At 70.0% G+C, this 24184-nt stretch carries 22 protein-coding genes; 7 read left to right on the top strand and 15 right to left on the bottom strand.

Going from position 1 to position 24184, the window contains the following annotated elements:
- Nucleotides 1–71 precede the first annotated feature (71 nt).
- The 9 genes from KW843_RS20075 to KW843_RS20035 form a co-directional block, all read right to left on the bottom strand.
- Nucleotides 72–701, bottom strand: a complete 630-nt coding sequence (locus KW843_RS20075) for a TetR/AcrR family transcriptional regulator (protein ID WP_218296909.1) — start codon at nucleotides 699–701, stop codon at nucleotides 72–74.
- Between the two features lie 134 nt (nucleotides 702–835).
- Nucleotides 836–1921: a 1,2-phenylacetyl-CoA epoxidase subunit PaaE gene (gene paaE / locus KW843_RS20070; RefSeq protein WP_218296908.1), complete on the bottom strand. Its 1086-nt coding sequence runs from the start codon at nucleotides 1919–1921 to the stop codon at nucleotides 836–838.
- Between the two features lie 34 nt (nucleotides 1922–1955).
- Nucleotides 1956–2504, bottom strand: a complete 549-nt coding sequence (paaD, locus tag KW843_RS20065; protein WP_218296907.1) for a 1,2-phenylacetyl-CoA epoxidase subunit PaaD — start codon at nucleotides 2502–2504, stop codon at nucleotides 1956–1958.
- A gap of 2 nt (nucleotides 2505–2506) precedes the next feature.
- Nucleotides 2507–3283: a 1,2-phenylacetyl-CoA epoxidase subunit PaaC gene (gene paaC, locus KW843_RS20060; protein WP_218296906.1), complete on the bottom strand. Its 777-nt coding sequence runs from the start codon at nucleotides 3281–3283 to the stop codon at nucleotides 2507–2509.
- An 11-nt stretch (nucleotides 3284–3294) separates the two neighbouring features.
- Nucleotides 3295–3618 (bottom strand): 1,2-phenylacetyl-CoA epoxidase subunit PaaB, encoded by a 324-nt coding sequence (gene paaB, locus KW843_RS20055; RefSeq protein ID WP_218296905.1) that lies wholly within the window; start codon nucleotides 3616–3618, stop codon nucleotides 3295–3297.
- A 108-nt stretch (nucleotides 3619–3726) separates the two neighbouring features.
- Nucleotides 3727–4740: a 1,2-phenylacetyl-CoA epoxidase subunit PaaA gene (paaA, locus tag KW843_RS20050; protein ID WP_218296904.1), complete on the bottom strand. Its 1014-nt coding sequence runs from the start codon at nucleotides 4738–4740 to the stop codon at nucleotides 3727–3729.
- A gap of 22 nt (nucleotides 4741–4762) precedes the next feature.
- A complete protein-coding gene (gene paaK / locus KW843_RS20045; protein ID WP_218296903.1) occupies nucleotides 4763–6070 on the bottom strand; it encodes a phenylacetate--CoA ligase PaaK in 1308 nt (435 codons plus the stop codon).
- A 26-nt stretch (nucleotides 6071–6096) separates the two neighbouring features.
- Nucleotides 6097–6564 carry a hydroxyphenylacetyl-CoA thioesterase PaaI gene (gene paaI / locus KW843_RS20040; protein ID WP_218296902.1) on the bottom strand — a complete coding sequence of 156 codons (468 nt, stop codon included), beginning with the start codon at nucleotides 6562–6564 and terminating at the stop codon, nucleotides 6097–6099.
- 7 nt (nucleotides 6565–6571) lie between these two features.
- Nucleotides 6572–7375 carry an enoyl-CoA hydratase-related protein gene (locus tag KW843_RS20035; protein WP_218296901.1) on the bottom strand — a complete coding sequence of 268 codons (804 nt, stop codon included), beginning with the start codon at nucleotides 7373–7375 and terminating at the stop codon, nucleotides 6572–6574.
- Nucleotides 7376–7519: 144 nt separating this feature from the next.
- Between KW843_RS20035 and paaN the strand changes: the two genes are divergently transcribed.
- Entirely contained in the window at nucleotides 7520–9199 is a 1680-nt protein-coding gene (gene paaN, locus KW843_RS20030; RefSeq protein ID WP_218296900.1) for a phenylacetic acid degradation protein PaaN, read from the top strand.
- A gap of 66 nt (nucleotides 9200–9265) precedes the next feature.
- Here the strand turns inward: paaN and KW843_RS20025 are convergent, their stop codons facing one another.
- From KW843_RS20025 to KW843_RS20015, 3 genes are all read right to left on the bottom strand, one after another.
- Nucleotides 9266–10486 (bottom strand): MFS transporter, encoded by a 1221-nt coding sequence (locus tag KW843_RS20025; protein WP_218297007.1) that lies wholly within the window; start codon nucleotides 10484–10486, stop codon nucleotides 9266–9268.
- Nucleotides 10487–10568: 82 nt separating this feature from the next.
- The gene (locus KW843_RS20020) at nucleotides 10569–11903 is read right to left on the bottom strand and encodes a sulfatase (RefSeq protein ID WP_218296899.1); all 1335 of its coding nucleotides are present in this window, start codon (nucleotides 11901–11903) and stop codon (nucleotides 10569–10571) included.
- Between the two features lie 147 nt (nucleotides 11904–12050).
- Complete coding sequence (locus KW843_RS20015) at nucleotides 12051–13004, bottom strand: tripartite tricarboxylate transporter substrate-binding protein (protein ID WP_218296898.1); 954 nt, start codon at nucleotides 13002–13004, stop codon at nucleotides 12051–12053.
- Nucleotides 13005–13129: 125 nt separating this feature from the next.
- On the opposite strand from KW843_RS20015, the gene KW843_RS20010 reads away from it, so the two are divergent.
- From KW843_RS20010 to KW843_RS19995, 4 genes are all read left to right on the top strand, one after another.
- A complete protein-coding gene (locus KW843_RS20010) occupies nucleotides 13130–13654 on the top strand; it encodes a MarR family winged helix-turn-helix transcriptional regulator (protein ID WP_218296897.1) in 525 nt (174 codons plus the stop codon).
- 152 nt (nucleotides 13655–13806) lie between these two features.
- Entirely contained in the window at nucleotides 13807–15390 is a 1584-nt protein-coding gene (locus tag KW843_RS20005) for an MFS transporter (protein ID WP_218296896.1), read from the top strand.
- 144 nt (nucleotides 15391–15534) lie between these two features.
- Entirely contained in the window at nucleotides 15535–16647 is a 1113-nt protein-coding gene (hemE, locus tag KW843_RS20000) for a uroporphyrinogen decarboxylase (protein WP_218296895.1), read from the top strand.
- Between the two features lie 14 nt (nucleotides 16648–16661).
- Nucleotides 16662–17546 carry a helix-turn-helix transcriptional regulator gene (locus KW843_RS19995; protein ID WP_218296894.1) on the top strand — a complete coding sequence of 295 codons (885 nt, stop codon included), beginning with the start codon at nucleotides 16662–16664 and terminating at the stop codon, nucleotides 17544–17546.
- Between the two features lie 6 nt (nucleotides 17547–17552).
- Here the strand turns inward: KW843_RS19995 and KW843_RS19990 are convergent, their stop codons facing one another.
- Entirely contained in the window at nucleotides 17553–17996 is a 444-nt protein-coding gene (locus tag KW843_RS19990) for an NADH-quinone oxidoreductase subunit B family protein (protein ID WP_370627860.1), read from the bottom strand.
- A gap of 840 nt (nucleotides 17997–18836) precedes the next feature.
- Between KW843_RS19990 and priA the strand changes: the two genes are divergently transcribed.
- Entirely contained in the window at nucleotides 18837–20960 is a 2124-nt protein-coding gene (gene priA / locus KW843_RS19985) for a primosomal protein N' (RefSeq protein ID WP_218296892.1), read from the top strand.
- Between the two features lie 140 nt (nucleotides 20961–21100).
- On the opposite strand, the gene KW843_RS19980 is transcribed toward priA, so the two are convergent.
- Nucleotides 21101–21973 (bottom strand): esterase family protein, encoded by an 873-nt coding sequence (locus KW843_RS19980; RefSeq protein WP_218296891.1) that lies wholly within the window; start codon nucleotides 21971–21973, stop codon nucleotides 21101–21103.
- Nucleotides 21974–22374: 401 nt separating this feature from the next.
- Here KW843_RS19980 and KW843_RS19975 point away from each other — a divergent pair, with 401 nt between their 5' ends.
- Nucleotides 22375–23103 (top strand): hypothetical protein, encoded by a 729-nt coding sequence (locus tag KW843_RS19975; protein WP_218296890.1) that lies wholly within the window; start codon nucleotides 22375–22377, stop codon nucleotides 23101–23103.
- A 79-nt stretch (nucleotides 23104–23182) separates the two neighbouring features.
- Here the strand turns inward: KW843_RS19975 and KW843_RS19970 are convergent, their stop codons facing one another.
- The gene (locus KW843_RS19970) at nucleotides 23183–24136 is read right to left on the bottom strand and encodes an AEC family transporter (RefSeq protein ID WP_218296889.1); all 954 of its coding nucleotides are present in this window, start codon (nucleotides 24134–24136) and stop codon (nucleotides 23183–23185) included.
- Nucleotides 24137–24184: the final 48 nt, after the last annotated feature.

The raw sequence follows: 24184 nt of genomic DNA, 5'->3' as shown, positions 1-24184 counted from the left end.
GAAGATTCAGCGCTGTTCCGGCTCTTGTCGGCCGGTATCGGGTACGCGGTGGTGAACGTGCGTGGCCATTGTCATGGACGCGCGGGTCTTTGGGCCGGTTCAATGGGCATTCGGACGGCAGGAAATCCACCAAAGAACAGGTCCGCAACGATGGGCGCCATGGTCCCGTAGTCGAGTTCGCCGTCGGGCTTGAGCCAGGTGAACATCCAGTTGATCATGCCGAACAGCAGCATGGTCAGCGCCTTGGTCAGGCCCGCGGCATCGGTGTCGGGGCGCAGTTGCCCCAGCGCGGTGGCGAAGGCGGCCACCACGGCGCGCTCCTTGCCCAGGATGCGCTCGCTGTCCTCGGGCTGCAGGAAGCGCACGTCCTCGGTCAGCACGCGGTGGGCGTGCTGGGCCTCGGCGTATTCCTCGACGAAGCGGTGGATCAGTTCGCGCAGCCGCGCCTCGGGCGCGAGCTGCTGGGCCTCGACCTCCTCCACCAGCGCCTGCAGGCGCGAGACATGCCCGTCGGCGATGTGCACGAGCAGGTTGTACTTGTCGCGAAAGTAGTGGTACAGCGTGGGCTTGGACAGGCCGCAGGCCTCGGCCACCTCGTTCATCGAGGTGGCGGGATAGCCGCGGCGTGCGAACAGTTCGGCGGCATGGCGGAGGATCATTTCGCGCTGGTCGTCGTATCCGGGGGAGCGTCCTCGGGCCATGGGCAGTTTTCCTTTGCATCCTGGAGTGAAGGGGCGCCATCTTGCCGCATCCGGGGGCACCGCAGGCCCACGGCGGCCCATTCCTTGCCGATGCCAGGCACCGTGTGCAGCGGTGGATGCCGTCATAGCGACCATCAGCGTTCGTCGAACGACAGCACCACGCTGTCGGACAGCGGCCGGCACTGGCAGGTGAGCACGAAGCCGGCGGCCACCTCGTTCTTGTCGAGCGCGAAGTTGCGCTCCATGCGCACCTCGCCCTCCACGCACTTGGCGCGGCAGGTACCGCACACGCCCGAGGTGCACGAGAACGGCACCTCCAGCCCGGCGGCCGAGGCCGCATCGAGGATGCTGGCCTGCTCGCCCGAGAACGGGAATTCGCGCCGCAGGCCATCGCGCACGATGGCGATGCGGGAGGTCTTGGCATCGCCCGGCAGCGCCTCGTGCACCACCGCGCCGACCTGCCCTCCTGCGGGCAGGGCCACGCCGAAGCGCTCCACGTGGATGCGCTCGGCCGGCACGCCGCCGGCCAGCAGCGCGGCCTCGGCCTCATCGTTCATCTGAAAGGGGCCGCAGATGAAGGCCTCGTCGATCTTCTGCGCGGGGATCAGCGCCTTCAGGAACTCGGCGAGCTTCTCGCTGTTCACGAAGCCCATGTTCAGCGGCGCGTCGGTCTGCTCGGCCGAGAACACATGGTGCAGCACCAGGCGCGTGAGGTAGCGGTTCTTGAGGTCCTCGATCTCCTCCTTGAACATGGTGGACTGCAGCGTGCGGTTGCCGTAGATCAGCGTGAAGCGGCTGCCGGGTTCGCGCGCCAGCACCGTCTTCATGATGGACAGGATGGGCGTGATGCCGCTGCCGCCCGCGATGCCCAGGTAGTGGCGCTGCGCGGCAGCCTGGATGGGCACGAAGAAGCGGCCCTGCGGCGCCATGACCTGCAGGGTGTCGCCCACCTTGAGCTGCGCGTTGATCCAGTTGGAGAACACGCCGCCGTTGACCTTGCGCACGCCCACGCGCAATTCGGCGTCGTCCACGCCGGCGCAGATGGAGTACGAGCGGCGCAGGTCCTGGCCACCGATGTCGGTGCGCAGGGTGAGGTACTGGCCCTGGGTGAAGCCGAAGACCTCGCGCAGCTCGGGCGGCACGTCGAAGGAGACGATGACGGCCTCGGCCGTGTCGGGCTCGATGGCGCGCACGCGCAGGGGATGGAAGATGACGCTCATGTCGGTGTCTTGTGTGGGGGCGAAGGCGGGTGCTTCACAAGGGCTTGAAATGTTCGAAGGGCTCGCGGCAGGCCATGCAGCGGTACAGCGCCTTGCAGGCCGTGGAGCCGAAGGCCGAGAGCCGCTCGGTCTGCAGGCTGCCGCAGCGCGGGCAGGCCAGGGCCGGGGCGGCGGCATTGGCACGCGGCATGAAGCGCAGCGGCACCTCGGTGCCCGGAGGCAGCGGGCCGGGCGGCGCGATGCCGTAGGCCAGCAGGCGGGCACGGCCGCGCTCTGTGATCCACTCGGTGGTCCAGGCCGGGGCGCGCTGCAGCGTGGCATGGGCCGGACCCAGTCCTGCCGCCTCGATGGCGGCGAGCACGTCGCGCTCGATGGCCTCGGTGGCCGGGCAGCCCGAGTAGGTGGGGGTGAGCACGATCTCCAGGCCATCGCCCGCCAGGCGCACGTCGCGCACGATGCCCAGGTCGCACACGGAGACCGCGGGCACCTCGGGATCGGGCACGCCGTCGAGCACCTCCCACGCGCGCGCAATGCGTGCGTCGGGAATGCCCGCTGTGGCCGGACGGTCGATGGCTTCGGCCACCCTCACCACACGCCCCCGGGGAAGCTGCGCTGCAGGTACTGCATCTCGGCCAGGATGTAGCCCATGTGCTCGCTGTGCACGCCCTGCTTGCCGGTGCTGCGGAACGCCGATGCCTGGGGCGTGGCCAGGCTGGCAGCGGCCAGGATCTGTGCCATCTCGCCGGTCCAGGCGTCCTGCAGGTCGGCCCAGCGCGGGCCCAGGCCGGTGGCCTGGGCGGATTCGTCCACCGCATCGACCACGAAAAGCTCAGGCGTGTAGCGCCACAGCGCCTTGAGGGCCGCTTCGGTGCGGCGGCGCGATTCGGCCGTGCCGTCGCCCAGGCGCACGACCCAGTCGGCCGCATGCTGCTGGTGGTAGCGCGCCTCCTTGACTGCCTTGCCGGCAATGGCGGCCAGCTCCGTGTCGCTGGAGGTGGCCAGGCGCTCCCACAGCAGCTTGAAGAGGGTGGCCACCATGGCATTGCGCACCACGGTGAAGGCGAAGTCACCGCGCGGCAGCTCCACCAGGGTCACGTTGACATAGTCGCGCTCGTCGCGCAAAAAGGCCAGCTGGTCCTCGTCGTGGCCACGGCCTTCGATCTGCCCGGCCCGGGTGAGCACGGCGCGCGCCTGGCCCACGAGGTCCAGCGCCATGTTGGACAGGGCGATGTCCTCTTCGAGCACGGGGCCGTGGCCGCACCATTCGGACAGGCGCTGGGCGAGGATGAGGCAGGTATCGCCGATGCGCAGCAGGTACTGCACGGCCGGGTCCTGGCTGGTGTGGATGCTGGTGGCTTGCATGGCAGTGGCGCTCACATGTGGTCCACGGACTCGGGCAGCACGTAGAAGGTGGGGTGGCGGTAGACCTTGTCCTGCGCCGGGTCGAAGTACATGGACTTCTCGCCGGGGTCGCTGGCCACGATCTGGTCGGAGCGCACGACCCAGACGCTGGTGCCTTCCTGGCGCCGGGTGTAGACGTCGCGCGCCAGCTGGATGGCCATCTTCGGGTCGGCGGCGTGCAGGCTGCCGCAGTGCTTGTGGTCCAGCCCGGCCTTGCTGCGCACAAAGACCTCCCAAAGGGGCCATTCGGTGGCGGTCGCAGAGGTCGCGGCGTCAGAAGGGGCGTTGGTGCTCATGGGGTTTCCGGACATTCGTTAAATGCGTTGCACTACTTTTTGATAGCTATTAGCGCTTTATGGATAAGCGCTAGAGGCCTTTTTTTATTCAAATTCTTTGCGGTGATATCAGGCGGCAGCCTTCACCGGCGCGTACTTGGCCGCGTGCGCAAGGGCCGCTTCGCGCACCCAGGCGCCGTCTTCCCAGGCTTTCACGCGGGCGCCCAGGCGCTCTTCGTTGCAGGGGCCGTCGCCGCCGATCACGCGCCAGAACTCGCTCCAGTCGATGGCGCCGTAGTCGTGCGCCTGGCGCTCCTCGTTCCATTGCAGGTCGGGGTCGGGCAGGGTCACGCCCAGCACCTTGGCCTGCTCGACGGTGGCGTCGATGAACTTCTGGCGCAGCGTGTCGTTGGAGACGCGCTTGATGCCCCAGCGCATGGATTGCGCGGAGTTGGGCGACTGGTCATCGGGCGGGCCGAACATCATGATGGAGGGCCACCACCAGCGGTTGACCGCGTCCTGCACCATGGCGCGCTGGGCGTCGGTGCCCTGCTGCATCATGGTGAGCAGCGCGTCGTAGCCCTGGCGCTGGTGGAAGCTCTCCTCGCGGCAGATGCGCACCATGGCCCGCGCGTAGGGCGCGTACGAGCAGCGGCAGATCGGCACCTGGTTCATGATGGCCGCGCCATCGACCAGCCAGCCGATGGTGCCCATGTCGGCCCAGGTCAGCGTGGGGTAGTTGAAGATGGAGCTGTACTTGGCGCGCCCGGTGTGCAGCGCATCCAGCATCTGGTCGCGCGAGCTGCCCAGGGTTTCGGCCGCGGCGTACAGGTACAGGCCGTGGCCGCCCTCGTCCTGTACCTTGGCCAGCAGGATGGCCTTGCGCTTGAGCGTGGGCGCGCGCGATATCCAGTTGCCCTCGGGCAGCATGCCGACGATCTCCGAGTGCGCATGCTGGCTGATCTGGCGCAGCAGGGTCTTGCGGTAGTGGTCGGGCATCCAGTCCTTGGCCTCGATGAATTCGCCCGCGTCGATGCGCGCGTCGAAGGCCTCCTGGCGCTGCATCTCCTCGGCGCTGCGCAGGGCCTTGTTGCCGGCGTCGCCGCCGTCCTTGCCCATGGTGTCCATGGCCTGGGTGTACATGGTGTCGTCCTTTCGTGAAGGGTTAGCGTGGGCGCTGGTCGATCACGCGGCGGGCCTTGCCCACCAGCGTGCGTTCGATGGAATCGGTGGCCAGCACCTCGACCTGGCAGGTGATGCCCACCAGGGTCTTGATGCGGTGCTGCACCCAGCCGGTGAGGTCGGGGCGCTCGCCGTCGGCCACGCCGGGCTGCAACTCGCAGCGCACGGTGACCTGGTCGAGGTTGCCGTCGCGCGCCACCAGGATCTGGTACTGGCCCGACAGCTTCTCGTTCTGCAGCACGATCTCTTCGATCTGCGTGGGGAACACGTTCACGCCGCGGATGATGAGCATGTCGTCCGAGCGGCCCACGATCTTGCCCATGCGGCGGAAAGCGCGCGAGGTCGGCGGCAAGAGGCGCGTGAGGTCGCGCGTGCGGTAGCGGATCATGGGCAGCGCCTCCTTGCTCAGCGAGGTGAAGACGAGTTCGCCCTCCTGGCCGTCGGGCAGAACCTCGCCCGTCTCGGGGTCGATGATCTCGGGGTAGAAATGGTCTTCCCAGACCACGGGGCCGTCCTTGCTCTCGATGCACTCGCTGGCCACGCCCGGGCCCATCACTTCGGACAGGCCGTAGATGTCCACCGCGTCGATGCCGGCCTTGGTCTCGATCTCGCGGCGCATGGCCTCGGTCCAGGGCTCGGCGCCGAAGATGCCGACCTTGAGCGAGCTCTCGCGCGGGTCCAGCCCCTGGCGCACGAATTCCTCGTTGATGACCTGCATGTAGGACGGCGTGACCATGATGATGCTGGGTCCGAAGTCGCGGATCAGCTGCACCTGCTTTTCGGTCTGGCCGCCCGACATGGGGATCACCGTGCAGCCTGCGCGCTCGGCGCCGTAGTGCGCGCCCAGGCCGCCCGTGAACAGGCCGTAGCCATAGGCCACATGGATCAGGTCGCCAGCGCGCCCACCCGCTGCGCGGATGGACCGTGCCACCAGGTCGGCCCAGGTGTCGATGTCCTTCAGGGTGTAGCCCACCACCGTGGGCTTGCCCGTGGTGCCCGAGGAGGCATGGATGCGCGCCACCTTTTCGCGCGGCACGGCGAACATGCCGAAGGGGTAGTTGTCGCGCAGGTCCTTCTTGACGGTGAAGGGGAACCTGGAGAGGTCGGACAGCTGCGTCAGGTCCGACGGGTGCACGCCCTTGGCATCGAAGGCGCGCCGGTAGTGCGGCACGTTGTCGTAGGCGTGCTGCAGCGTCCAGCGCAGGCGCTGCAGCTGCAGCGCCTGGACTTCATCGCGGCTGGCGGTTTCGATGGGCTCCAGGTCGCCTGGAGCGGGGTGGCGCACGGCCATGGATGTCTCCTGTAATGGTGATGGGGTCAGCGGCCGGCGGCATCGGCAAGCGGCACGGTGTGCTTGCCCTTCATGCAGTACGAGCGGCCGCGGAACACCGCGATGGCCTCGCCGCGCTGGTTGTGCACGTTCACGTCGTAGACGCCGGTGCGGCCGGCGAGCGAGACCTCGGTGGCCACGGCGGTGAGGCGGTCGCCCTCGCGCGCGGGCGCCAGGAAGTCGATGGACAGGCCCGAGGCCACGGTCATGTCGTTGCGCGCATTGCACGAGAAGGCGAACGCCGAATCGGCCAGCGTGGTGATGAAGCCGCCGTGGCAGATGGCAAAGCCGTTGAGCATGTCGGCACGCACGGTCATCTCGAGCGTGGCCCGGCCCGGTGCAATGGCCGTGATGGCGATGCCCAGGCCCTGCGTGGCGCGGTCGTTGGCGAGCATGCCGGTGCGCACGTGCTCGGCGATGGCCTGGGGGTCCAGTGGGGAGGTCGAGGAATCCATGGGTCGCTCAGCGGTCTTTGAACACGGGAGCGCGCTTGCCGATGAAGGCCTCGACGCCCTCGCGGTAGTCGGCCGAGGCGCCCAGCGTGCGCTGCACGGCCGCCTCACGGGCCAGGGCCTGGCCGTAGTCCATCAGTGCCGCCGCATCCATCGCGTTGCGCGTGGCGACCAGCGCCTTGACGGGCATGGCGGCCAGGCGCTGGGCCAGGGCCTGCGCTTCGTCCTGCAGGGCCGCATCGTCCACGCAGCGCCAGATCAGGCCCAGGCGCTCGGCATCGGCCGCGGGCAGCTTGTCGCCCAGCAGCGCCAGGCCCAGGGCCTGCGCACGGCCCACCAGGCGCGGCAGCAGCCAGGTGCCGCCGGTGTCGGGCACCAGCCCGATCTTGGTGAAGGCCTGGATGAAGCTGGCCGAGCGCGCAGCCAGCACCAGGTCGCACGAGAGCGCCAGGTTGGCGCCCGCGCCGGCGGCCACGCCGTTGACGGCGGCCACCACGGGGATGGGCATGCTGCGGATGCGCAGGCACAGCGGGCCGTAGAGTTTCTCGATCACTTCACCCAGGTCCTTGGGCGCGGCGCCGGGCGTGAGGTCGGGCGCCACGGCCGGGTCGGCCAGGTCCTGCCCGGCGCAGAAGGCCCGGCCCGTGCCCGTGAGCACCACGCAGCGCACCTCGGTGTTAGCCGCAGCGGCCTCCAGGGCGTCCAGCAGTTGCGCATGCAACTCGGCGGTAAAGCTGTTGAGCGCGGCGGGCCGGTGGAGCGCCAGTGTTTGCACGGCGCCCGACTGCGTCACAAGGACAAGGGGTTCAGACATGGATGCTCCTGCCTACCAAAGTGGGGAAACGTTGTATTGATCGGCCGCAAACATTATTGACCGACCGTTCGGTAGAGAATAAACTTTCCACAACCCTGACACAAGTCAAACCCCTCAGGGCAAACCCTTAACGGAGACAAATACATGCCCCTGTTCGATACGCACCGTGCCCTGCTCGATGGCGCCCTGGACGCACTGGCCACGCGCGGCCACTGGACGCCCTTCCCCGAATCGCCCTCGCCCAAGGTCTATGGCGAGACCGGCCAGGCCGACGGCCAGGCGGCCGTGGCCGCCCTGCTGGGCAAGGATTTCCCGCTGCAGCAGCCCGGTGAACAGGGCCGGCTGGCGACAGAACGCTCGCCCTACGGCGTGGCGCTGGATGTGCGCTACCCCGACTGCGACGTGCACGCGCTGGTGGCAGCGGCCCAGGCGGCCGAACCCGCGTGGCAGGCACTGGGCGCGCAAGGCCGCGTGGGCGTGCTGCTGGAGGCGCTCATGCGCATCCACCGCCGCAGCCATGAGATCGCCCACGCCGTGATGCTGACCACCGGCCAGGGCCCGATGATGGCCTTCCAGGCCGGCGGCCCGCACGCCCAGGACCGCGCGCTCGAAGCCATCGCCTACGCCTGGAAGGCCATGGCCGACGTGCCCGGCGAGGCGCTGTGGGACAAGCCCCAGGGCAAGAACCCGCCGCTGGTGATGCAAAAGCACTACGAGATCGTGGGCCGCGGCGTCGCGCTGGTGGTCGGCTGCGCCACCTTCCCCACCTGGAACACCTACCCCGGCCTGTTCGCCGCGCTGGCCACGGGCAACCCGGTCATCGTCAAGCCCCATCCCCATGCCGTGCTGCCGGCCGCGATCTCGGTGAACATCCTGCGCGAGGTGCTGGCCGAGCAGGGGCTGGACCCGAACACCGTGACCCTGGCCTTGAGCCCCCGCGCCGAAGACACCCAGGCCCTGGCCACGCACAGCGCGGTGGCCAGCATCGACTTCACGGGCAGCAACCAGTTCGGCCGCTGGCTCATCGACAACGCCCGCCAGGCGCGCGTGTATGCCGAGATGGCCGGAGTGAACACGGTGATCCTCGAATCCACCGACCAGTACGCGGCCCTGCTGCGCAACCTGGCGTTCACGCTGTCGCTGTACAGCGGCCAGATGTGCACCACCACGCAGAACCTCCTGGTGCCGCGCGGCGGCATCGCCACCGACGAAGGGCACAAGAGCTTCGAGCAGGTGTGCGCGGACCTCGCCGCCGCCGTGACCGAGCTGGCCTCGAACCCGCGCGTGGCCACCTCGGTGCTGGGCGCCGTGGGCTCGCCCGAGACCGTGGCGCGCATGCAGCGGGCCAGCGGCCAGGGCCACCTGGTGCTGGCCTCGCGCGCCCTGCCCCACCCCGAGTTCGCGAACGCACAGATCCACACGCCCGTGATCGTGGCGCTGGAGCAGGCCGACAGCGCCATCTACGGCCAGGAATGCTTCGGCCCCGTGTCCTACCTGGTGGCCACCGATTCGGGCGCCGCCAGCCTGCAGGTGGCCGAGGCCACGCTGCGCGCGCATGGCGCACTGACCCTGGGCGTGTACTCCACCGACCGCGCCTACATCGACGCCGCCATCGCCCTGGGCCGGCGCACGCGCGTGGCCCTGTCCATCAACCTCACGCAGGGGGTGTTCGTGAACCAGTCGGCCTCGTTCTCGGACTACCACGCCACGGGGGGCAACCCGGCCGCCAACGCCAGCTACACCAACCTGGCCTTCGTGGCCGACCGCTTCGTGATCGTGCAGCGGCGCGAGCATGTGCAGGCGGGGTCCGCTGCGGCAGCGTGATCGGGCGGGCGGCAGGTGGCGGGGCGCCGCGGCCCCTGCCCGCTCCGCCAGGACATGTTTGCGGTCTCAGGCCGGGTGCTGCCGACGTACCCACCACGACAGCCCCAGGCCCACCACCGAAGCCACGCCGGTGACCGCCCAGGTGAAATGCCAGCCGCCCGCCAGGCCCGCCACCCAGGCCACCAGCGGCGGGCCCAGGAACTGGCCACAGGCCGAGCACTGCTGCACCCAGCCCATCGTGGTGGACACCGTGTGCTCGCTGGGCGCCACCCGGACCGCCAGGGCAAACAAGGTGGCCGGAATCACCCCGCCCACCGCTGAAAACGCCACCACGGCAGCGAACCGAAGAACCGCGCCATCCCCCGCCAAGGGGCTGAAGGCCACCACCGTGGCCAATGCCGTGCCGCCGAAACCGAGGGACAACAGACGGTGCGTGCGCCAACCCGCCCGCATCAAGCCACCGGCCCCCAGGTTCCCCACCACGTTGGCCGCGCAGGCCAGTGCGGTCAGCGCACCGGCAGCCACGCCGCTGACGCCCGCCTGCATGTAGATGGAGGGCAGAAACCCGATGACGGCCAGCCACTGGCAGGAGTACATGCCAAACGCCACCGCCACCACCCAGGGCCCGGGACTGGCCAGGGTGAGCCGCAGCCGCCGCGCCAGAAGGACCACCGCGGGAGACGGCGCGTCCGTGCGCGGCCGCGCCACGGTGGCGCGCAGCGCATCCGGGCCAACGGCGAGGGCCAGCCAGAGCCCCGCGCAGCCCGCCAGCACACCCAGCAGACCCCACCAGGCCTGCCAGCTCCACAGCCCCATGACCACCGGCCCCGCCAGAAGCGCCAGGGCAACGCCGGCGGGCATGTAGGCACCCCACAGCCCCATGAAGGCGGGCAGCCTGGCAGCGGGCACCAGCTGCCGCATCAAGCTGGGCGCCGGCAGCACAACCCACAGGAAACCCAGCCCCTCCAGCGCCCGCAATGCCAGCAGGTCCGCCGGATGGCGGGCCCCCACGCCCGCCAGGCTGGCGATACACAACACGCCCAGCCCATACAGCATGCTGCGCCGCAGGCCAAAACCATCGGCCAGCGCCCCCACCAGAACGCCGAGCAGCATGCCCGCCAGCTGGACCGCCGACAGCAGGAAGCCCGCCTCGACCAGCGAGACCCCCAGCGTCTCCCGCAGCACGGTGATGGCGGGTGGGATCTTGCCGATGTGCAGCGCGGCCGCGAGCCCCGCCAGAAACACGGCGATGGGCGCGCGCAGGGGAAAGGAAGTCAACGGGGGCATCTTCAAGGCATGGATTCGGAAGGAAGGCGGGCGGATGGCATGCGCCCCCCACACCATAGCCGACAGCCCCGCCGGCCGCCCGTCACCGCTGCGGCATGTCCTTGACCGAGTAGCCCAGGCTCACCGTCGCGTCGTCCGGGATCGCGGGCATGGACGCATTCCATGCCTCCCAGGCCGCGCGCATCGTCCGCAGCCGCTCGGGTTCCACGGGAGCCCGGTTGGCGCGCTCGCGTTCGTCCTGCGACAGATCGAACAGGTAGTCGTTGCCGTCCACACGCAGGTATTTCCAGTCGCCCTGGCGCATGGCGCGCTGGCCCCGGTGGTTCATGCGCCAGAACAGGGGCGGCGCATCGTGCAGGGCGGCATCGCGCAGCAGCGGCATCAGCGAGCGGCCGTCGAGCGGGTAGTCCCCATGCGCCGCCACGCCGGCCGCATCGAGCATCGTGGCCGACCAGTCCATGGTCATGCAGGTCTGCGGGCTCACGCCGCCCGGTGCGATCACGGCGGGCCAGTGGGCGATCCACGGCACGCGGATGCCGCCTTCGGTCAGGTCCATCTTGCCGCCCACCAGGGGCCAGTTGTCCGAGAAGCGCTCGCCGCCGTTGTCGCTGGTGAAGACCACCAGCGTGTCGCGCTCGATGCCGTGGCGGCGCAGCGCGTCCATCAGGCGGCCAATACCTTCATCCATGTGGTGGATCATGCGGCGGTAGGTCTCGATGTTGCCGCCATGCAGGTGGAAGAGGTTGCCCTTCACCTCCTGCGCCAGCGCCCCGTCATCGCGCGTCTCCCACGGCCAGTGGGGCGCCGTGTAGTGCAGGCTCAGAAAGAACGGCGTGCCGGCCTGTGCGCCCGGCGCCATGCGCTCCACGTAGCCGAGCGCATGGTCGGTGATGAGGTCGGTGAGGTAGCCGTCCTGCTGTTTTTCCTCTTCGCCCAGGTACAGGTCATGGGTGCCGTTGGAACTGCAGTGCGTGAAGTAGTCCACCCCGCCCGACATGGGGCCGAAGAACTCTTCGTAGCCTGACTGCAGCGGCCCGAAGGCCGGCGGGTAGCCCAGGTGCCATTTGCCCATCAGCGCCGTGCGGTAGCCGCCCGCGCGCAGCAGCGAGGGCAGCGTGGGGTGCGACGGCGGCAGGCCCAGCGTGGTGCTTCCCCGGCTCTTGCTGTTGATGGGCTCCTCGGCCGCGCCGCGCAGGCGGTACTGGTAGCGCGCCGTCATCAGCGCGAAGCGCGTGGGCGAGCACACGGGCGAGTTGGAATAACCCTGGGTGAGCTTCAAGCCCTGCGCGGCCAGGCCGTCGAGCACGGGCGAGACCGGGCCGAAGGCCGCTTCGCGCCCGCCGTAGCAGCCCAGGTCGGCATAGCCCAGGTCGTCGGCGACGATGAAGATGATGTTGGGGCGGGTTTTGATGGTCATCTCGAAGTCCAGTTTCACTAAACCGCGCCCATTGCCTTTGCAACAGGCACGGCCGAGGCGAGGGGCGGCAAGCAAGGGCCGCCCCGCAGCAAGGCCGCCGTCCCCTTCGAGGGGGAAGCGGCAAAGCCGCTCAGGGGGTGCTTCCTGTCAAGGCTTGAAGCCCGAGCGCTGCACGACCGGCGCCCACTGCGCGCGGTAGGCCTTGAGCATGGCATCGGTCTGGGCCATGGTCGCCACCACGGGTTCCATCTTGGCGGTCTCGAACTTGCGCTGGGTGTCGGGGTCCTTCATCACCTCCACGATCAGCCCGGCCAGGCGTTCGGCCTGGGCCTTGGGCATGCTCATCGGGGCGAAGAAGGTGTTCCAGCCGGTGGCGGCCAGGTCCATGCCGGCTTCCTTGAAGGTGGGAATCTTCGGGTCCAGCGGGCTGCGCTTGGCGCTCGACACGGCCAGGATGCGAATCTTGCCGGCCTCGTGCTGGGGCAGCAGGGTGTCGAAGGTGTCGAACGCCACGGGCACCTGCCCGCCCAGCAGGTCGTTGAGCAGCGGCGCCGAGCCCCGGTAGCCCACCACCTCGGCGCGCACCTTGGCGGCATCGCCCACCATCAGCCCGAAGAAATGCGGCAGGCTGCCCGTGGCGGGCACGCCGAAGTTGGCCTTGTCCGGGTTGGCGCGCAGCCAGGCCATCAGGTGCGGCAGCTCCTTCACGGGCACGGCGCTGGCCACGGCCACGCCGAACTCGTAGCTGTTGACGTGGCTCACGGGACGGAAGTCGCGCTCGGGGTCATAGCCCGCATCGGGGAACACCAGGGGCGCCACCAGCATCACGGCGGGGTTGGCCAGCAGCAGGGTGGGCTGGTTGGCGGGCGCGGCCTTCACGGCCTGGGCCGAGAGGCGGCCGCCCGCCCCGGTCTTGTTCTCCACGATCACGGGTGTGCCGAGCTTGGTGCCCAGCTTGTCGGCCACGATGCGGGCCACGCGGTCGGTGGCGCCCCCGGGCGCATAGCCCACCACGATGCGCAGGGGCGTCTCCTGCGCCTGGACCAGGGACGCGGACAGGGCAAGCGCGGCGGCGAACGCAAAGGCAAGGGGTTTCCACATGGTCGAAATATCTCCAGGGCAAGGGCATGGGCCCTGCGCGGCCGCGCAGGTGGTGAGGTTGATGGGCGCACTGTATTGGCCACACAATCAATTGATCTAATCAATTCTCGCCCGGAAATACCCTGATGCCCGCACCGCCCGGCCACCGCCTGACCGACCCGCAGGCCGCCAACGACCTGCTGATGTACCGGCTCAACCGCCTGCTCGCCGTGGCGGGCAGCCTGGTGGTGCGGCTGTGCGAGGGCGGCTACGGCGTCACGCGGCGCGAGTGGGGCCTGCTCATGATGCTGGCCCAGCACCCCGGCATGCCCCCGGCCGAGCTGGCCCGGCGCCTGGGACTGGACCGCGCACGCACCTCGCGGGCCGTCACCTCGCTGCTGGCCAAGAAACTCATCACCCGCGACGCCATGCCCGGCGACCGGCGCCAGGCCGTGCTGACCCTCACGCCCGCGGGCCAGGCGGTGCACGACGGGCTGTTCCCGCAGGTGAAGGCGCTCAACCAGGAACTGCTGGCCGGCCTGGAAGCGCCGGATGTGCGGGCGCTGGACCATGCGCTGTCCGACATGCAGCAGCGCGCCGAGGCGCTGGTCGCGGCGCGCACCGACGTGCCGCGCACCTACCGGCTGCGGGGCGGACGGCACACCGACTGAGGGGCATCCCGCCGGCACCGCCCCAAAACAGGGATGAGGCGATATCCTTCCATCCCGCATGCCGCCGCAGCCGAAAAGCGGCCGCGCGCCCGCCCAGCCGAGTCTCTCCCGCCCGACGGCCCCACCACGACGCCCCCCGCAGACCACCTTTCATGTCCCAGCACCCAACCTCTTTGTGGAGCCCCTTGCGCCAACCCGCGTTCCGGGGGCTGTGGATCTGCGGTGGCATCTTTTTCGTGGGCAGCGGCATGCAGACCATGGCGGCGGCCTGGCTCATGGTGGAGCTCACGGGCTCCTCGTTCCTGGCCGCGCTGGTGCAGACGGCTGTGTTCATGCCCATGTTCCTGCTGGCCTTGCCGGCGGGGGTGCTGGCCGACACCACCGACCGGCGGCGCCTGATCTCCGGCGCGCTGCTGGCGCAGGTGGGGGCCAGCGCGCTGCTCACGCTGCTGGTGCTGGGCGGCTGGGGCGGCCCGGCGTCGGTGCTGTTCCTGGTGTTCGTGTGCGGCTGCTGCACGGCCGTGCTCACGCCCGCATGGAACTCCTCGGTCATCGACCCCGTGCCGCGCGACGAGTGGCCGCAGGCCATCACCGCCGTCAGCATTGCCTACAACGCCGCGCGCGCCGTGGGCCCCACGATGGCCGGCCTGGTGTTTGCCCAGCTGGGCGCGGGCTGGGTGTTCGCCGTCACGGTGACCACCACGCTGGTGATGTGGCAGTCCATCCGCCGCTGGCCGCCCAAGGCCCATCCCCCGTCCAAGCTGCCGGCCGAACGCCTGTGGGGCGGCACCTTGAGCGGCCTGCGTTTTGCCTGGCACTCGCGCATCATCCTCGCGCAGCTGGTGCGGGTGATGGCCTTCAGCGCGGCGGGCTCGGCCCTGTGGGCGCTGCTGCCGGTGATCGCCCAGCGCCAGCTGGGCACGGGCGCACAGGGCTTCGGCCTGCTCATGGGTTGCCTGGGCACCGGGGCCGTGGCCGTGGGCCTGGTGCTGGGGCGCCTGCGCGCGCGCTTTGGCATGGAGGCCATCGTGGGCGCGGGCGGGGTGGTGTTCGCCATGGCCATGCTGGTCGCGGCGCTGACCAAGATGGCCTGGCTGGTCTACATCGCGATGCTGTTCGCCGGGGCCGCATGGATGTCGGCCATGTCCACCTTCAACACCGCCACGCAGGCCAGCGCGCCGCAGTGGGTGCGCTCGCGCGCCGTGGCCATGCACATGGTGGCGGCGCTGGGCGCGTTCGCCATGGGCTCGGCGTTCTGGGGCGCGGCGTCCGACATCATGGGCCTGGCCCCCACGCTGTACGTGGCCGCCGCGCTCATGGGCGTGGGCCTGCTGCTGGCGCGCCCCATGCCGCTGCGCATGGGCGCGCTGCACGAGGTGACGCAGGCCACCCCCTGGGATGAGCTGTTCATCGAGGCCGAGCCCCTGCCCGAGGCGGGCCCCGTGGCCGTGGAGGTGGGCTACCGCATCGCGCCCGGCACCGACGCCGCCTTCCTCGACACCATCAGCCAGATGAAGGCCCCGCGCCGGCGCGACGGCGCCACCTTCTGGCGCGTGTACAAGGACCTGGGCGAACCCTCGCGCTACGTGGAGCGCTTCATCGTCGAATCCTGGGCCGACTACCTGCACCAGCGCGCCCGCGCCACCATGGCCGACCAGGCGCTGGAGACGGAAGTGCGGGCCTTCTTGGCGCCCGGCGAGGTCGTGCGCATGTCGCACTACATCGCCGAGAGATAGCTCCCCCCTGAGCCGCTTCGCGTCTTCCCCCTGAGGGGGGACGCCACCCGTGGCCCGGCAAAGCCGGTTCCACGATGGCGCTGGCAGAGGCGCGCCCTTGGCACAGATCAGCCGAGCCTCCGCCCACCCTGCGACAATCGGTGCATGAGCTTTGCACCCCTCTCCAACGACACCTTCCTGCGCGCCTGCCGCCGCCAAGCCACCGACTACACCCCCCTGTGGCTCATGCGCCAGGCGGGCCGCTATCTGCCGGAATACAAGGCCACGCGCGCCCAGGCGGGCAGCTTCATGGGCCTGGCCACGAATGTGGACTACGCCACCGAAGTGACCCTGCAGCCGCTGGAGCGTTTTCCGCTGGATGCCGCCATTTTGTTCAGCGACATCCTCACCGTGCCCGACGCGATGGGCCTGGGGCTCTCGTTCGCCGAGGGCGAGGGACCGCGCTTTGCCAAGGTGGTGCGCGACGAAGCCGCTGTGGAACAGCTGGCCGTGCCGGACATGGACAAGCTGCGCTATGTGTTTGACGCCGTCACCAGCATCCGCAAGGCCCTGAACGGCCGCGTGCCGCTGATCGGCTTCTCGGGCAGCCCCTGGACCCTGGCCTGCTACATGGTCGAGGGCAAGGGCAGCGACGACTACCGCCTCGTCAAGAGCCTGATGTACAGCCGCTCCGACCTCATGCATCGCATCCTGGCCATCAACGCCGACAGCGTGGCCGCCTACCTGAATGCCCAGATCGACGCGGGCGCCCAGGCCGTGATGATTTTCGACAGCTGGGGCGGCGTGCTGGCCGACGGCGCCTTCCAGGAGTTCAGCCTGGCCTATACCACGCGCGTGCTGGCGCAGTTGAAGCGCACCGGCGTGGACGGCACCGACGTGCCGCGCATCGTCTTCACCAAGGGCGGCGGCATCTGGCTCGAAGACATGAAGGGCATCGACTGCGAGGTGCTGGGCCTGGACTGGACGGCCCACCTGGGCAAGGCCCGGGCCATCGTCGGCGGCCAGGCCGGCGGCCCCGGCAAGGCGCTGCAGGGCAACATCGACCCCAACGTGCTGTTCGCGCCCCCCGCGCAGATCGCGCAGCAGGTGCGCCACGTGCTGGACAGCTTCGGCACGCCGCACACCGACCCCACCACCACCGGCCCCACCCACATCTTCAACCTGGGCCACGGCATCAGCCAGTTCACGCCACCCGAGCATGTGGCCGCGCTGGTCGAGGCAGTGCACGGCCACTCCCGGGCGCAGCGCCAGGGCTGAACCGGTCACCAGCGATGGCGGCACTGCCCGCATCGGCCCTGCTGGCGCCCCCGCCCGCGCTCGCCGGCTGCGTGCGCGCCTACATCTGGCGCGACCTGGCCGCGCTGCCCGCCGGCGCTCCGCGCGACACGCGGGTGCCGACCAGCCCGTACCCCGGAATCCTCTGGCTGGTGCGCGGCGCCGTGCACCTGCATGAATGCGCGGGCCAGGCCACGGACCAATGGCTGCCCCGCACGGCGCTCTCGGGAGCGCACCGGCACGCCTACCACTCCACCTCCGAACCCGCGGGCGACTTCTTCTGCCTGGCCTTCCAGCCCGGCGCGCTCGCGCTGCTGACGGGGCAGGACCTGCAGCCCCTCACCGACCGCGTGCAGGACGCGCGCGACTGGCTGCCCGCCGGCCCCGGGCGCGCCGACTGGCTTTGCTGGCTCGAGGCGATGCACGCCGCCCCCGGCCACGGTGCCCGCATGGCCCTGTGCGAGGCGTTCCTGGCGCCCCGCTGGGCCGCCGTGGCGCGGCAGCATGCGGCCTGGCTGCGCGTGCTGCAGGGGCGCTGGGAGCGCCCGGCGCGCCAGGCCCTCGCCCGGGAGCTGGGCTGGACGCCCCGCCACCTGCAGCGGCGCGCGCACCAGATCACCGGCCTGCGCCCCGGCGAGGTCGAGCGCATGCTGCGCGCCGAACACGCCCTGCTGGCCATGCGCGACGCGGGCGCGAGCGTCGTCGACGCGGCCTTGCGGCACGGCTACGCCGACCAGGCCCATTTCAGCCGCGAGGCACGCACGCTCTACGAGCGCTCCCCCGCGGCGCTCAGGACCCACGCGCAACAGCCCGCCGACGACGCGGACTGGCTGCTGCGCCGGCCCGCGCAAATGCCAGCGGCGCCTGGCGCGCGGCGCTAGCCGGTGCTAGCGCGGGATGACCCGGGGCCGCCGGATCCGGCCCTGCAGCTGCAGGATGCCGTAGAGCAGCGCCTCGGCCGTGGGCGGGCAGCCGGGCACGTACACGTCCACCGGCACGATGCGGTCGCAGCCCCGCACCACCGAGTAGCTGTAGTGGTAGTAGCCTCCGCCATTGGCGCACGAGCCCATGGAGATCACATAGCGGGGTTCGGGCATCTGGTCGTAGACCTTGCGGATGGCGGGCGCCATCTTGTTGGTCAGCGTGCCGGCCACGATCATCAGGTCGCTGTGGCGCGGACTGGAGCGCGGGATGATGCCGAAGCGGTCCAGGTCGTAGCGCGCCATGGCCGCGTGCATCATCTCCACGGCGCAGCAGGCCAGGCCAAAGGTCATGAACCACAGGCTGTCGGAGCGCGCGGCCTGGACCACGTCGTCCAGCCGGGCCAGCATGAATCCATCGCGCTCCAGCGTGGGAGCCGCCTCGGCGGGGAAAGGGGGGTGGGAGGAGGAGGAGGAAGCCATGGCGGCATCTTGGCGAGGCCGCTGCCCGCCGTCTTGAAGCAAAGCGACCTCAGGGCCGCCCGCCGCGCCCTGCGACAATGCCCGGCCGCGCGAGCGCATTTCCAGCCAGTCCGTGCGGCCGAAGGCCTGACTTATGCACAAAACTGGCGCAGGACCCGCGCCGTCCCCGCGGCGCGGCACGCCGGGCAGGCCCGAACGGAAATATTCTCAACCAGCACGTAAGTCATTGATTTCAAAGGATGTAGCAGGACTGCTTTTTTTGCGGGCATTCCGGCGAAAGCACGGCGGCACAAGGGCTTGCACGCCAAACACAGGGGATATCAACAAAGTTATCCACAGAAATTCTGGATTTCTCGCAAAACCTGAGGCAAATCAAGCACTTGCGGCCTACATCGCAGGAAGGCCTCAGCAGGGAATGGGGCGGCTAGCACAATTTTGGGGCTTCCCCGGGCCTTGACGGCCGATCGATGTTCGACTTATGCACACAAATCTTGATGCGACGCAACATAATCGGGCCCGGCAGCCTTAGCACAGAATTTGTACCGAAAATCCTTCAGATGATTGATTCATAAGGATTTTTTGGAGCTGCCGATTTTGTGTGCAATCTGTTCAGGCCCAGTATTCATGCGGGTCGGCAGGGTGCCGGGGCAGGATGTCAACAAAGTTATCCACAGAAAGACGGGATTACTCGCTCGCCCCAACAAATCAAGCACTTAGCCCCCGAACCTCCACACCGCCTCCACAAGCCTCTGTAACTCGCTCCCGTCCGTGTCCGCCTCCCTCGCCATCGTCCACGTCGCGCTGCACACCCCGTCCCACAGCGGCGTGGGGGACCTGCTCAGCTACGCCAGCCCCCAGGCCCTGCCGCCCGGCACGCTGGTGCGGGTGCCGCTCGGAAGCCGCGAAGTGCTGGGCGTGGTGTGGGACGCGGCCGAGGGCACCGGCGAGTTGCCCGAGGGGGCCACCCTGCGCCCCATCGCGGGCGTGCTGGAGGGCGTGGCCCCGCTGGACCTGCCCTGGCGCCGCCTGGTGGCCTTTGCCGCGCGCTACTACCAGCGCGCGCTGGGCGAAGTGGCGCTGGCGGCCCTGCCGCCCCAGCTGCGCGATTTGCGGCCCGAGCAGCTGGCCCGCCGCCTGCGCCGCCCCGCGAAGGCGGCCGGGGACACCACGGACGCTATGCAAACAATAGCACTCACCGCTGAACAGGAAAGCGCCAGGGCCCGGATTTCTTCAGAATCCGGCCCCTTCCTGCTGTTCGGCAGCACCGGCAGCGGCAAGACCGAGGTGTACCTGCGCTGCGCCCAGGAGATGCTGGAGGCGGACCCGGCGGCGCAGGCGCTGGTGATGGTGCCCGAGATCAACCTCACGCCCCAGCTGGAGGAGCGCTTCGTCTCCCGCTTCGCCCCGCGGTTCGGCGCGGGGGCCGTCGTCTCGCTGCACAGCGGCATGACGAACCCCCAGCGCCTCAAGAGCTGGCTGGCCGCGCACGGCGGCGCCGCGCGCATCGTGCTGGGCACGCGCATGGCGGTGTTCGCGAGCATGCCGGGCCTCAAGCTCATCGTGGTCGACGAGGAGCACGACCCCAGCTACAAGCAGCAGGAGGGCGCCCGCTACTCCGCGCGCGACCTGGCCATCTGGCGCGGGCGCGAGCAGGGCGCCAAGGTGCTTCTGGGCTCGGCCACGCCCTCGCTGGAAAGCTGGCACGCCAGCCGCCCGCCCACGCCGGACGACCCCGAGGGCGGGCGCTACGCGCGCCTGGCCATGCCCAGCCGGATCGGCGCGGGCGCCCTGGCGCGGGTGCGCCGCGTGGACATGAACCAGCAGCCGCGCCGCGCGATCTTCAGCGCGCCGCTGCTGGCCGCCATCACCGAACGCGTGGCGCGCGGCGAGCAGAGCATGGTGCTGCTCAACCGGCGCGGCTACGCCCCCGTGCTGCACTGCGCCGACTGCGGCTGGAAAAGCGACTGCCCGCACTGCAGCGCCCACCAGGTCTTCCACAAGGCCGACCGCACCCTGCGCTGCCACCACTGCGGCTACACCGTGCGCGTGCCCCGCGCCTGCCCCACCTGCGGCAGCCCCGACATCCACTCCATGGGGCGGGGCACGGAGCAGCTGGAGGAGCAGCTCTCCACCCTGCTGTCCGAGGTGCTGCGGCCCGACCGCACGCCCGCGCGCATCGCCCGCATCGACGCCGATACCACCAAGGCCAAGGGCGCGCTGGAGGCCCAGCTGGCACAGGTGCACGCGGGCGAGGTGGATGTGCTCGTGGGCACGCAGATGATCGCCAAGGGCCATGACTTCCGGCGCATCACGCTGGTGGCGGCCGTGCAGCCGGACGGCGCGCTGTTCAGCAGCGACTTCCGCGCGCCCGAGCGCCTGTTCGCGCTGCTCATGCAGGCCGCCGGCCGCGCGGGGCGCGACGCCGCCTACATGGCCGCGCAGGGCACCCAGTGCGAGATGTGGATCCAGAGCTACCACCCCAAGCACCCGGTGTACGAGGCGCTGCGCACCCACGACTACCCCGCCTTCGCCGCCCAGCAGCTCCAGGAGCGCGAGGAAGCCGCCATGCCCCCGTTCGCCTACCAGGCCCTGGTGCGCGCCGATGCCCGCACGCAGGAGGTGGCCCAGGGCTTCCTGGCCGCCGCCACGGCCGCCGCCCATGCCGCCGGCCTGCCGGGGCTGGACGCGGTCACGCTGTTCCCCCCGGTGCCGCTGACCATCCAGCGCGTGGCCAACGTGGAGCGCGCCCAGATGCTGATGGAAAGCCCGAGCCGCGCCGCGCTGCAGCGCTTCCTGGCCGCCTGGCAGCCGGTGCTGCAGGCCACGCGCGCCCAGCCCGCGCACAAGGGGCTGGTGCGCTGGCTGGTGGATGTGGACCCGCTGGTGATCTAGGCTCAAGATCCAGGGGCTTCATGGCCCTGGCGCTTGATGGACATGCGCGGATAGCTATTTAATTGATAGCAAATTCCGCCACGCCCCGCGCATCCTCGCACCCGGCGGATTCCGGGCCGGGGTGCGCGCAGGCCATCCGGTCACCCCTGGCGGCACTGCCGGTCCACGTACTGCAGGGCGTCGGGCAACGCGTCGCGGAACACCAGCCACTCGTGGTCGCCGTCGATCACGCGCAGCTCCACCTGCTTGGGCTGAATCTGGTACATCCGCCAGTACAGGGTGGCCGACATGGGAGCGATGCCCAGATAGTCGTGGTCGCCCGAGACGATCCACATCGGCACACGCGGCGTGCCCGCCTTGTAGGCGTCGAGCGCCGCCGCGTAGTTCAGCGACTTCCAGGTGTCGGGGTCAAACTGCCCGTCGCGCACGAACTGCGGGGTGCGCCGTGCCGCCGAGGTGTCCGGCGGCAGCGGGTCATAGATGGCGGGGCTGATCACCGCCGCGGCGCAGAACTGCGTGGGGTTGCGCAGCGACAGGTTCAACGCGCCGTAGCCCCCCATCGACAGGCCGCCGATGGCCCGGCCGCTGCGCTCCTTTTGCACGCGGTAGCGCGACTCGACGTAGGGCAGCAGGTCTTTCATGATGGCCGTGCCCGCCTTCTCGGCCGCGCCGTCGGCCCACCACGACGCCGGGCCCGCCGTGGGCATGACCACGACCGACGGGCGGATCAGCCCGCGCTTGATGAGGCCGTCCAGGGTCTCGACCGCGCCCCCCTTGGTGCGCCATTCGTTCTCGTCGCCGCCCGCGCCGTGCAGCAGGTAGACCACGGGATAGTTCACCGTGCCGCCGGGCTGGTAGCCGTCGGGCACATACACCGTGAACTTCACGTCGCGGCCCAGCGCGGCCGAGGGTGCCTGGTCGGCAAACACCTGGCCTGCCTGCGCGGTGGCGGCGGCGGAAAGAACGGCGGCCGCTGCCAGCCAGCTCCGAAAACAAGGCTTCGCAAAACGCATGGAGGTCTCCTCATGAATGGATGGATACGCCCATGCTGCAGTGGCACAGGCGATAGCATTGTGTGCGCACCACGCCACAGTGGACGTTTCGCCGGCGACAGGCGTGGATGAAGGCCTTCCCGGGCGCTGCGCCCCCCCGACCGTCACGCGCGATGCGGGCGCGCATGCTGGACGACCACACCCATCCGTTCGAGGCCAGGGCGCTGATCCTGTCCGGCGCGATCGGCAGCCCACGGTCGCGCGGGCCCGATAAAACTTGCATGCCGTGGGCTTGCCCCAGATACTGCGGCCTGGCACTCCAGCGCCTCGGGGCGTGGCTGTGCTGCGCGGGTCCGGTGGACCCGGCATCCAGGGCCCGTCGACCGGCCCCGTTCCCCCTTCCCTCGTCAGAAAGCCTGCCAATGACCGCCATTGTTCGTGCCCTGATCTTGCTGGCCCTCCTCGCGGGGGGGACCGCCGTGCGCGCCCAGAACCTGCTCACCAACGGCAACTTCGACGCCGGCTTGGCCGGCTGGAGCACCTGGACGGCGCCGCCGGGCTTCTGGGATGGCACCTGGATCCACAGCAACGATTGCGACATCTGGGTGCCCACCCAGTGCCCCTTCGGGGGTGCGGGCACCTCGCACGCGCAGAAGAAGGGCAGCGGCGCGGGCAATGCGCACGGCGGCCTGTTCCAGACCGTGGCGGTGACCCCCGGGCGGGTGTACCGGCTGCGCGGCGCCTGGTCAGGGGGCGTGACGGGCAATGCGGGCGGCAACGCCACCTGGTGGGAGGTCGTGGCCTACGACGGCGCCGTGGGGGCCGCCACCATCGACGCCGCGCCCGGCCCGCTGGACACGATGATCGCCCGCCGCGACGTCTCGAACCTCGCGCTCAACGGGGTATTCCAGTTCCAGTGGGAGCCGTTCGATGCCACCTTCACCGCCGCCTCGAGCCAGGTGACCATCGCGCTGAAGACCGGCAGCTTCTTCACCTTCGACGCGGCGGGCTACCACGACGACCTCGTGCTCGAAGAGGTGGCGCCCAGCCAAATTCCCGTCAACTCGCCCTGGGCGCTGGCGATGCTTTGCCTGGTGCTCCTGGCGACCGGGGCCTGGCTGCGGCGGAGCCAGGGGATGCGCCCCAGGTAAAGGGCGGCACAGAATTTCAAGTTTTTTTGGCCCCCAGCGCTTTACCAGAAAGCGCTGAAAGCTATCGAAAATATAGCAATCAGGCCAGCAGCGCCACCGCCGCCGAAAAGCTCAGGAACGCCAGCGCCGTGGACACCAGGATGATCCGCGCCACGCGCCCGTTGTTGGCGCCGAACTTCTCGGCCAGCAGCGAGACGTTGCTGGCGCTGGGCAGGGCCGCCAGCAGCACCAGCACCGTGAGCGCGAACGGCGTGAGCGGCACCCCGAGCGCGATGGCCGCCGTGCCCGCGCCCCACACCAGCAGCGGGTGCACCAGCAGCTTGGCCAGCGCGATGGGCACGTAGTCGCGCGCGGGCACCTGCTCGTGCTGGTTCATCTGCGAGCGGGCCAGCACCGCGCCGATGGTGAACAGCGCCACGGGCGAGGCCGCATCGGCCAGCATGGCGATGGTCTTGTCGACCGGGCCCGGCAGGGTGAACTGCAGGGCCGATGCCAGCGCGCCCAGCGCGATCGACCAGGGCATGGGGTTGGTCGCCATGCCCTTGAAGGCGCTGCGCAGCGCCACGCCCACGCCGTGGGTGCCGGCGCCGTCCAGCCGCGACAGCGCGATGCACAGCGAGCTGGTGATGACCATGTCCACCACGATGGTGACGATGGCCGGGCCCGCGCTTTGCGCGCCCAGCAAGGCCACGAGCAGCGGGACCCCCATGAAGCCCGTGTTGGGAAAGGCGGCCACCAGCGCGCCGAAGGCCGCGTCGTTCCAACCGATGCGCGCGCTGCGCGTGAGCGCCACCGTGCCGCCCACCATGGCCAGTGCGCACACCACGTACACGCCCGCCACGGCCGGGTCCAGCAGCTGCCCGATGGGCGTGCTGGCGCCAAAGCGGTACAGCATGCACGGCAGCGCGAAATACAGCACGAAGGCATTGAGCCCCGGGATGGCCGGCTGGGGCAGCACGCCGCGCCGCGCGGCCAGGTAGCCGCAGAGCACGAGCGCGAAGAAGGGGAAGGTGATGAGCAGGACGGAGAGCACGGGGCTATTGTCCGTGCTGCGCGGTGCGGCCGGTCGCCGGGCACCGGC

The sequence above is a fragment of the Acidovorax sp. sif1233 genome (assembly GCF_019218755.1).
Taxonomy (GTDB): domain Bacteria; phylum Pseudomonadota; class Gammaproteobacteria; order Burkholderiales; family Burkholderiaceae_C; genus Acidovorax.
This window is presented reverse-complemented; position numbering and strand designations above follow the sequence as displayed.

What these genes read in the sequence shown, in the direction of transcription:
- KW843_RS20075 (WP_218296909.1), bottom strand. Translation starts at nt 701, where the DNA reads ATGGCCCGAGGACGCTCCCCCGGATACGACGACCAGCGCGAAATGATC.
- paaE (WP_218296908.1), bottom strand. Translation starts at nt 1,921, where the DNA reads ATGAGCGTCATCTTCCATCCCCTGCGCGTGCGCGCCATCGAGCCCGAC.
- paaC (WP_218296906.1), bottom strand. Translation starts at nt 3,283, where the DNA reads ATGCAAGCCACCAGCATCCACACCAGCCAGGACCCGGCCGTGCAGTAC.
- paaB (WP_218296905.1), bottom strand. Translation starts at nt 3,618, where the DNA reads ATGAGCACCAACGCCCCTTCTGACGCCGCGACCTCTGCGACCGCCACC.
- paaA (WP_218296904.1), bottom strand. Translation starts at nt 4,740, where the DNA reads ATGTACACCCAGGCCATGGACACCATGGGCAAGGACGGCGGCGACGCC.
- paaK (WP_218296903.1), bottom strand. Translation starts at nt 6,070, where the DNA reads ATGGCCGTGCGCCACCCCGCTCCAGGCGACCTGGAGCCCATCGAAACC.
- paaI (WP_218296902.1), bottom strand. Translation starts at nt 6,564, where the DNA reads ATGGATTCCTCGACCTCCCCACTGGACCCCCAGGCCATCGCCGAGCAC.
- KW843_RS20035 (WP_218296901.1), bottom strand. Translation starts at nt 7,375, where the DNA reads ATGTCTGAACCCCTTGTCCTTGTGACGCAGTCGGGCGCCGTGCAAACA.
- paaN (WP_218296900.1), top strand. Translation starts at nt 7,520, where the DNA reads ATGCCCCTGTTCGATACGCACCGTGCCCTGCTCGATGGCGCCCTGGAC.
- KW843_RS20025 (WP_218297007.1), bottom strand. Translation starts at nt 10,486, where the DNA reads ATGCCCCCGTTGACTTCCTTTCCCCTGCGCGCGCCCATCGCCGTGTTT.
- KW843_RS20020 (WP_218296899.1), bottom strand. Translation starts at nt 11,903, where the DNA reads ATGACCATCAAAACCCGCCCCAACATCATCTTCATCGTCGCCGACGAC.
- KW843_RS20015 (WP_218296898.1), bottom strand. Translation starts at nt 13,004, where the DNA reads ATGTGGAAACCCCTTGCCTTTGCGTTCGCCGCCGCGCTTGCCCTGTCC.
- KW843_RS20010 (WP_218296897.1), top strand. Translation starts at nt 13,130, where the DNA reads ATGCCCGCACCGCCCGGCCACCGCCTGACCGACCCGCAGGCCGCCAAC.
- KW843_RS20005 (WP_218296896.1), top strand. Translation starts at nt 13,807, where the DNA reads ATGTCCCAGCACCCAACCTCTTTGTGGAGCCCCTTGCGCCAACCCGCG.
- hemE (WP_218296895.1), top strand. Translation starts at nt 15,535, where the DNA reads ATGAGCTTTGCACCCCTCTCCAACGACACCTTCCTGCGCGCCTGCCGC.
- KW843_RS19995 (WP_218296894.1), top strand. Translation starts at nt 16,662, where the DNA reads ATGGCGGCACTGCCCGCATCGGCCCTGCTGGCGCCCCCGCCCGCGCTC.
- KW843_RS19990 (WP_370627860.1), bottom strand. Translation starts at nt 17,996, where the DNA reads ATGCTGGCCCGGCTGGACGACGTGGTCCAGGCCGCGCGCTCCGACAGC.
- KW843_RS19980 (WP_218296891.1), bottom strand. Translation starts at nt 21,973, where the DNA reads ATGCGTTTTGCGAAGCCTTGTTTTCGGAGCTGGCTGGCAGCGGCCGCC.
- KW843_RS19975 (WP_218296890.1), top strand. Translation starts at nt 22,375, where the DNA reads ATGACCGCCATTGTTCGTGCCCTGATCTTGCTGGCCCTCCTCGCGGGG.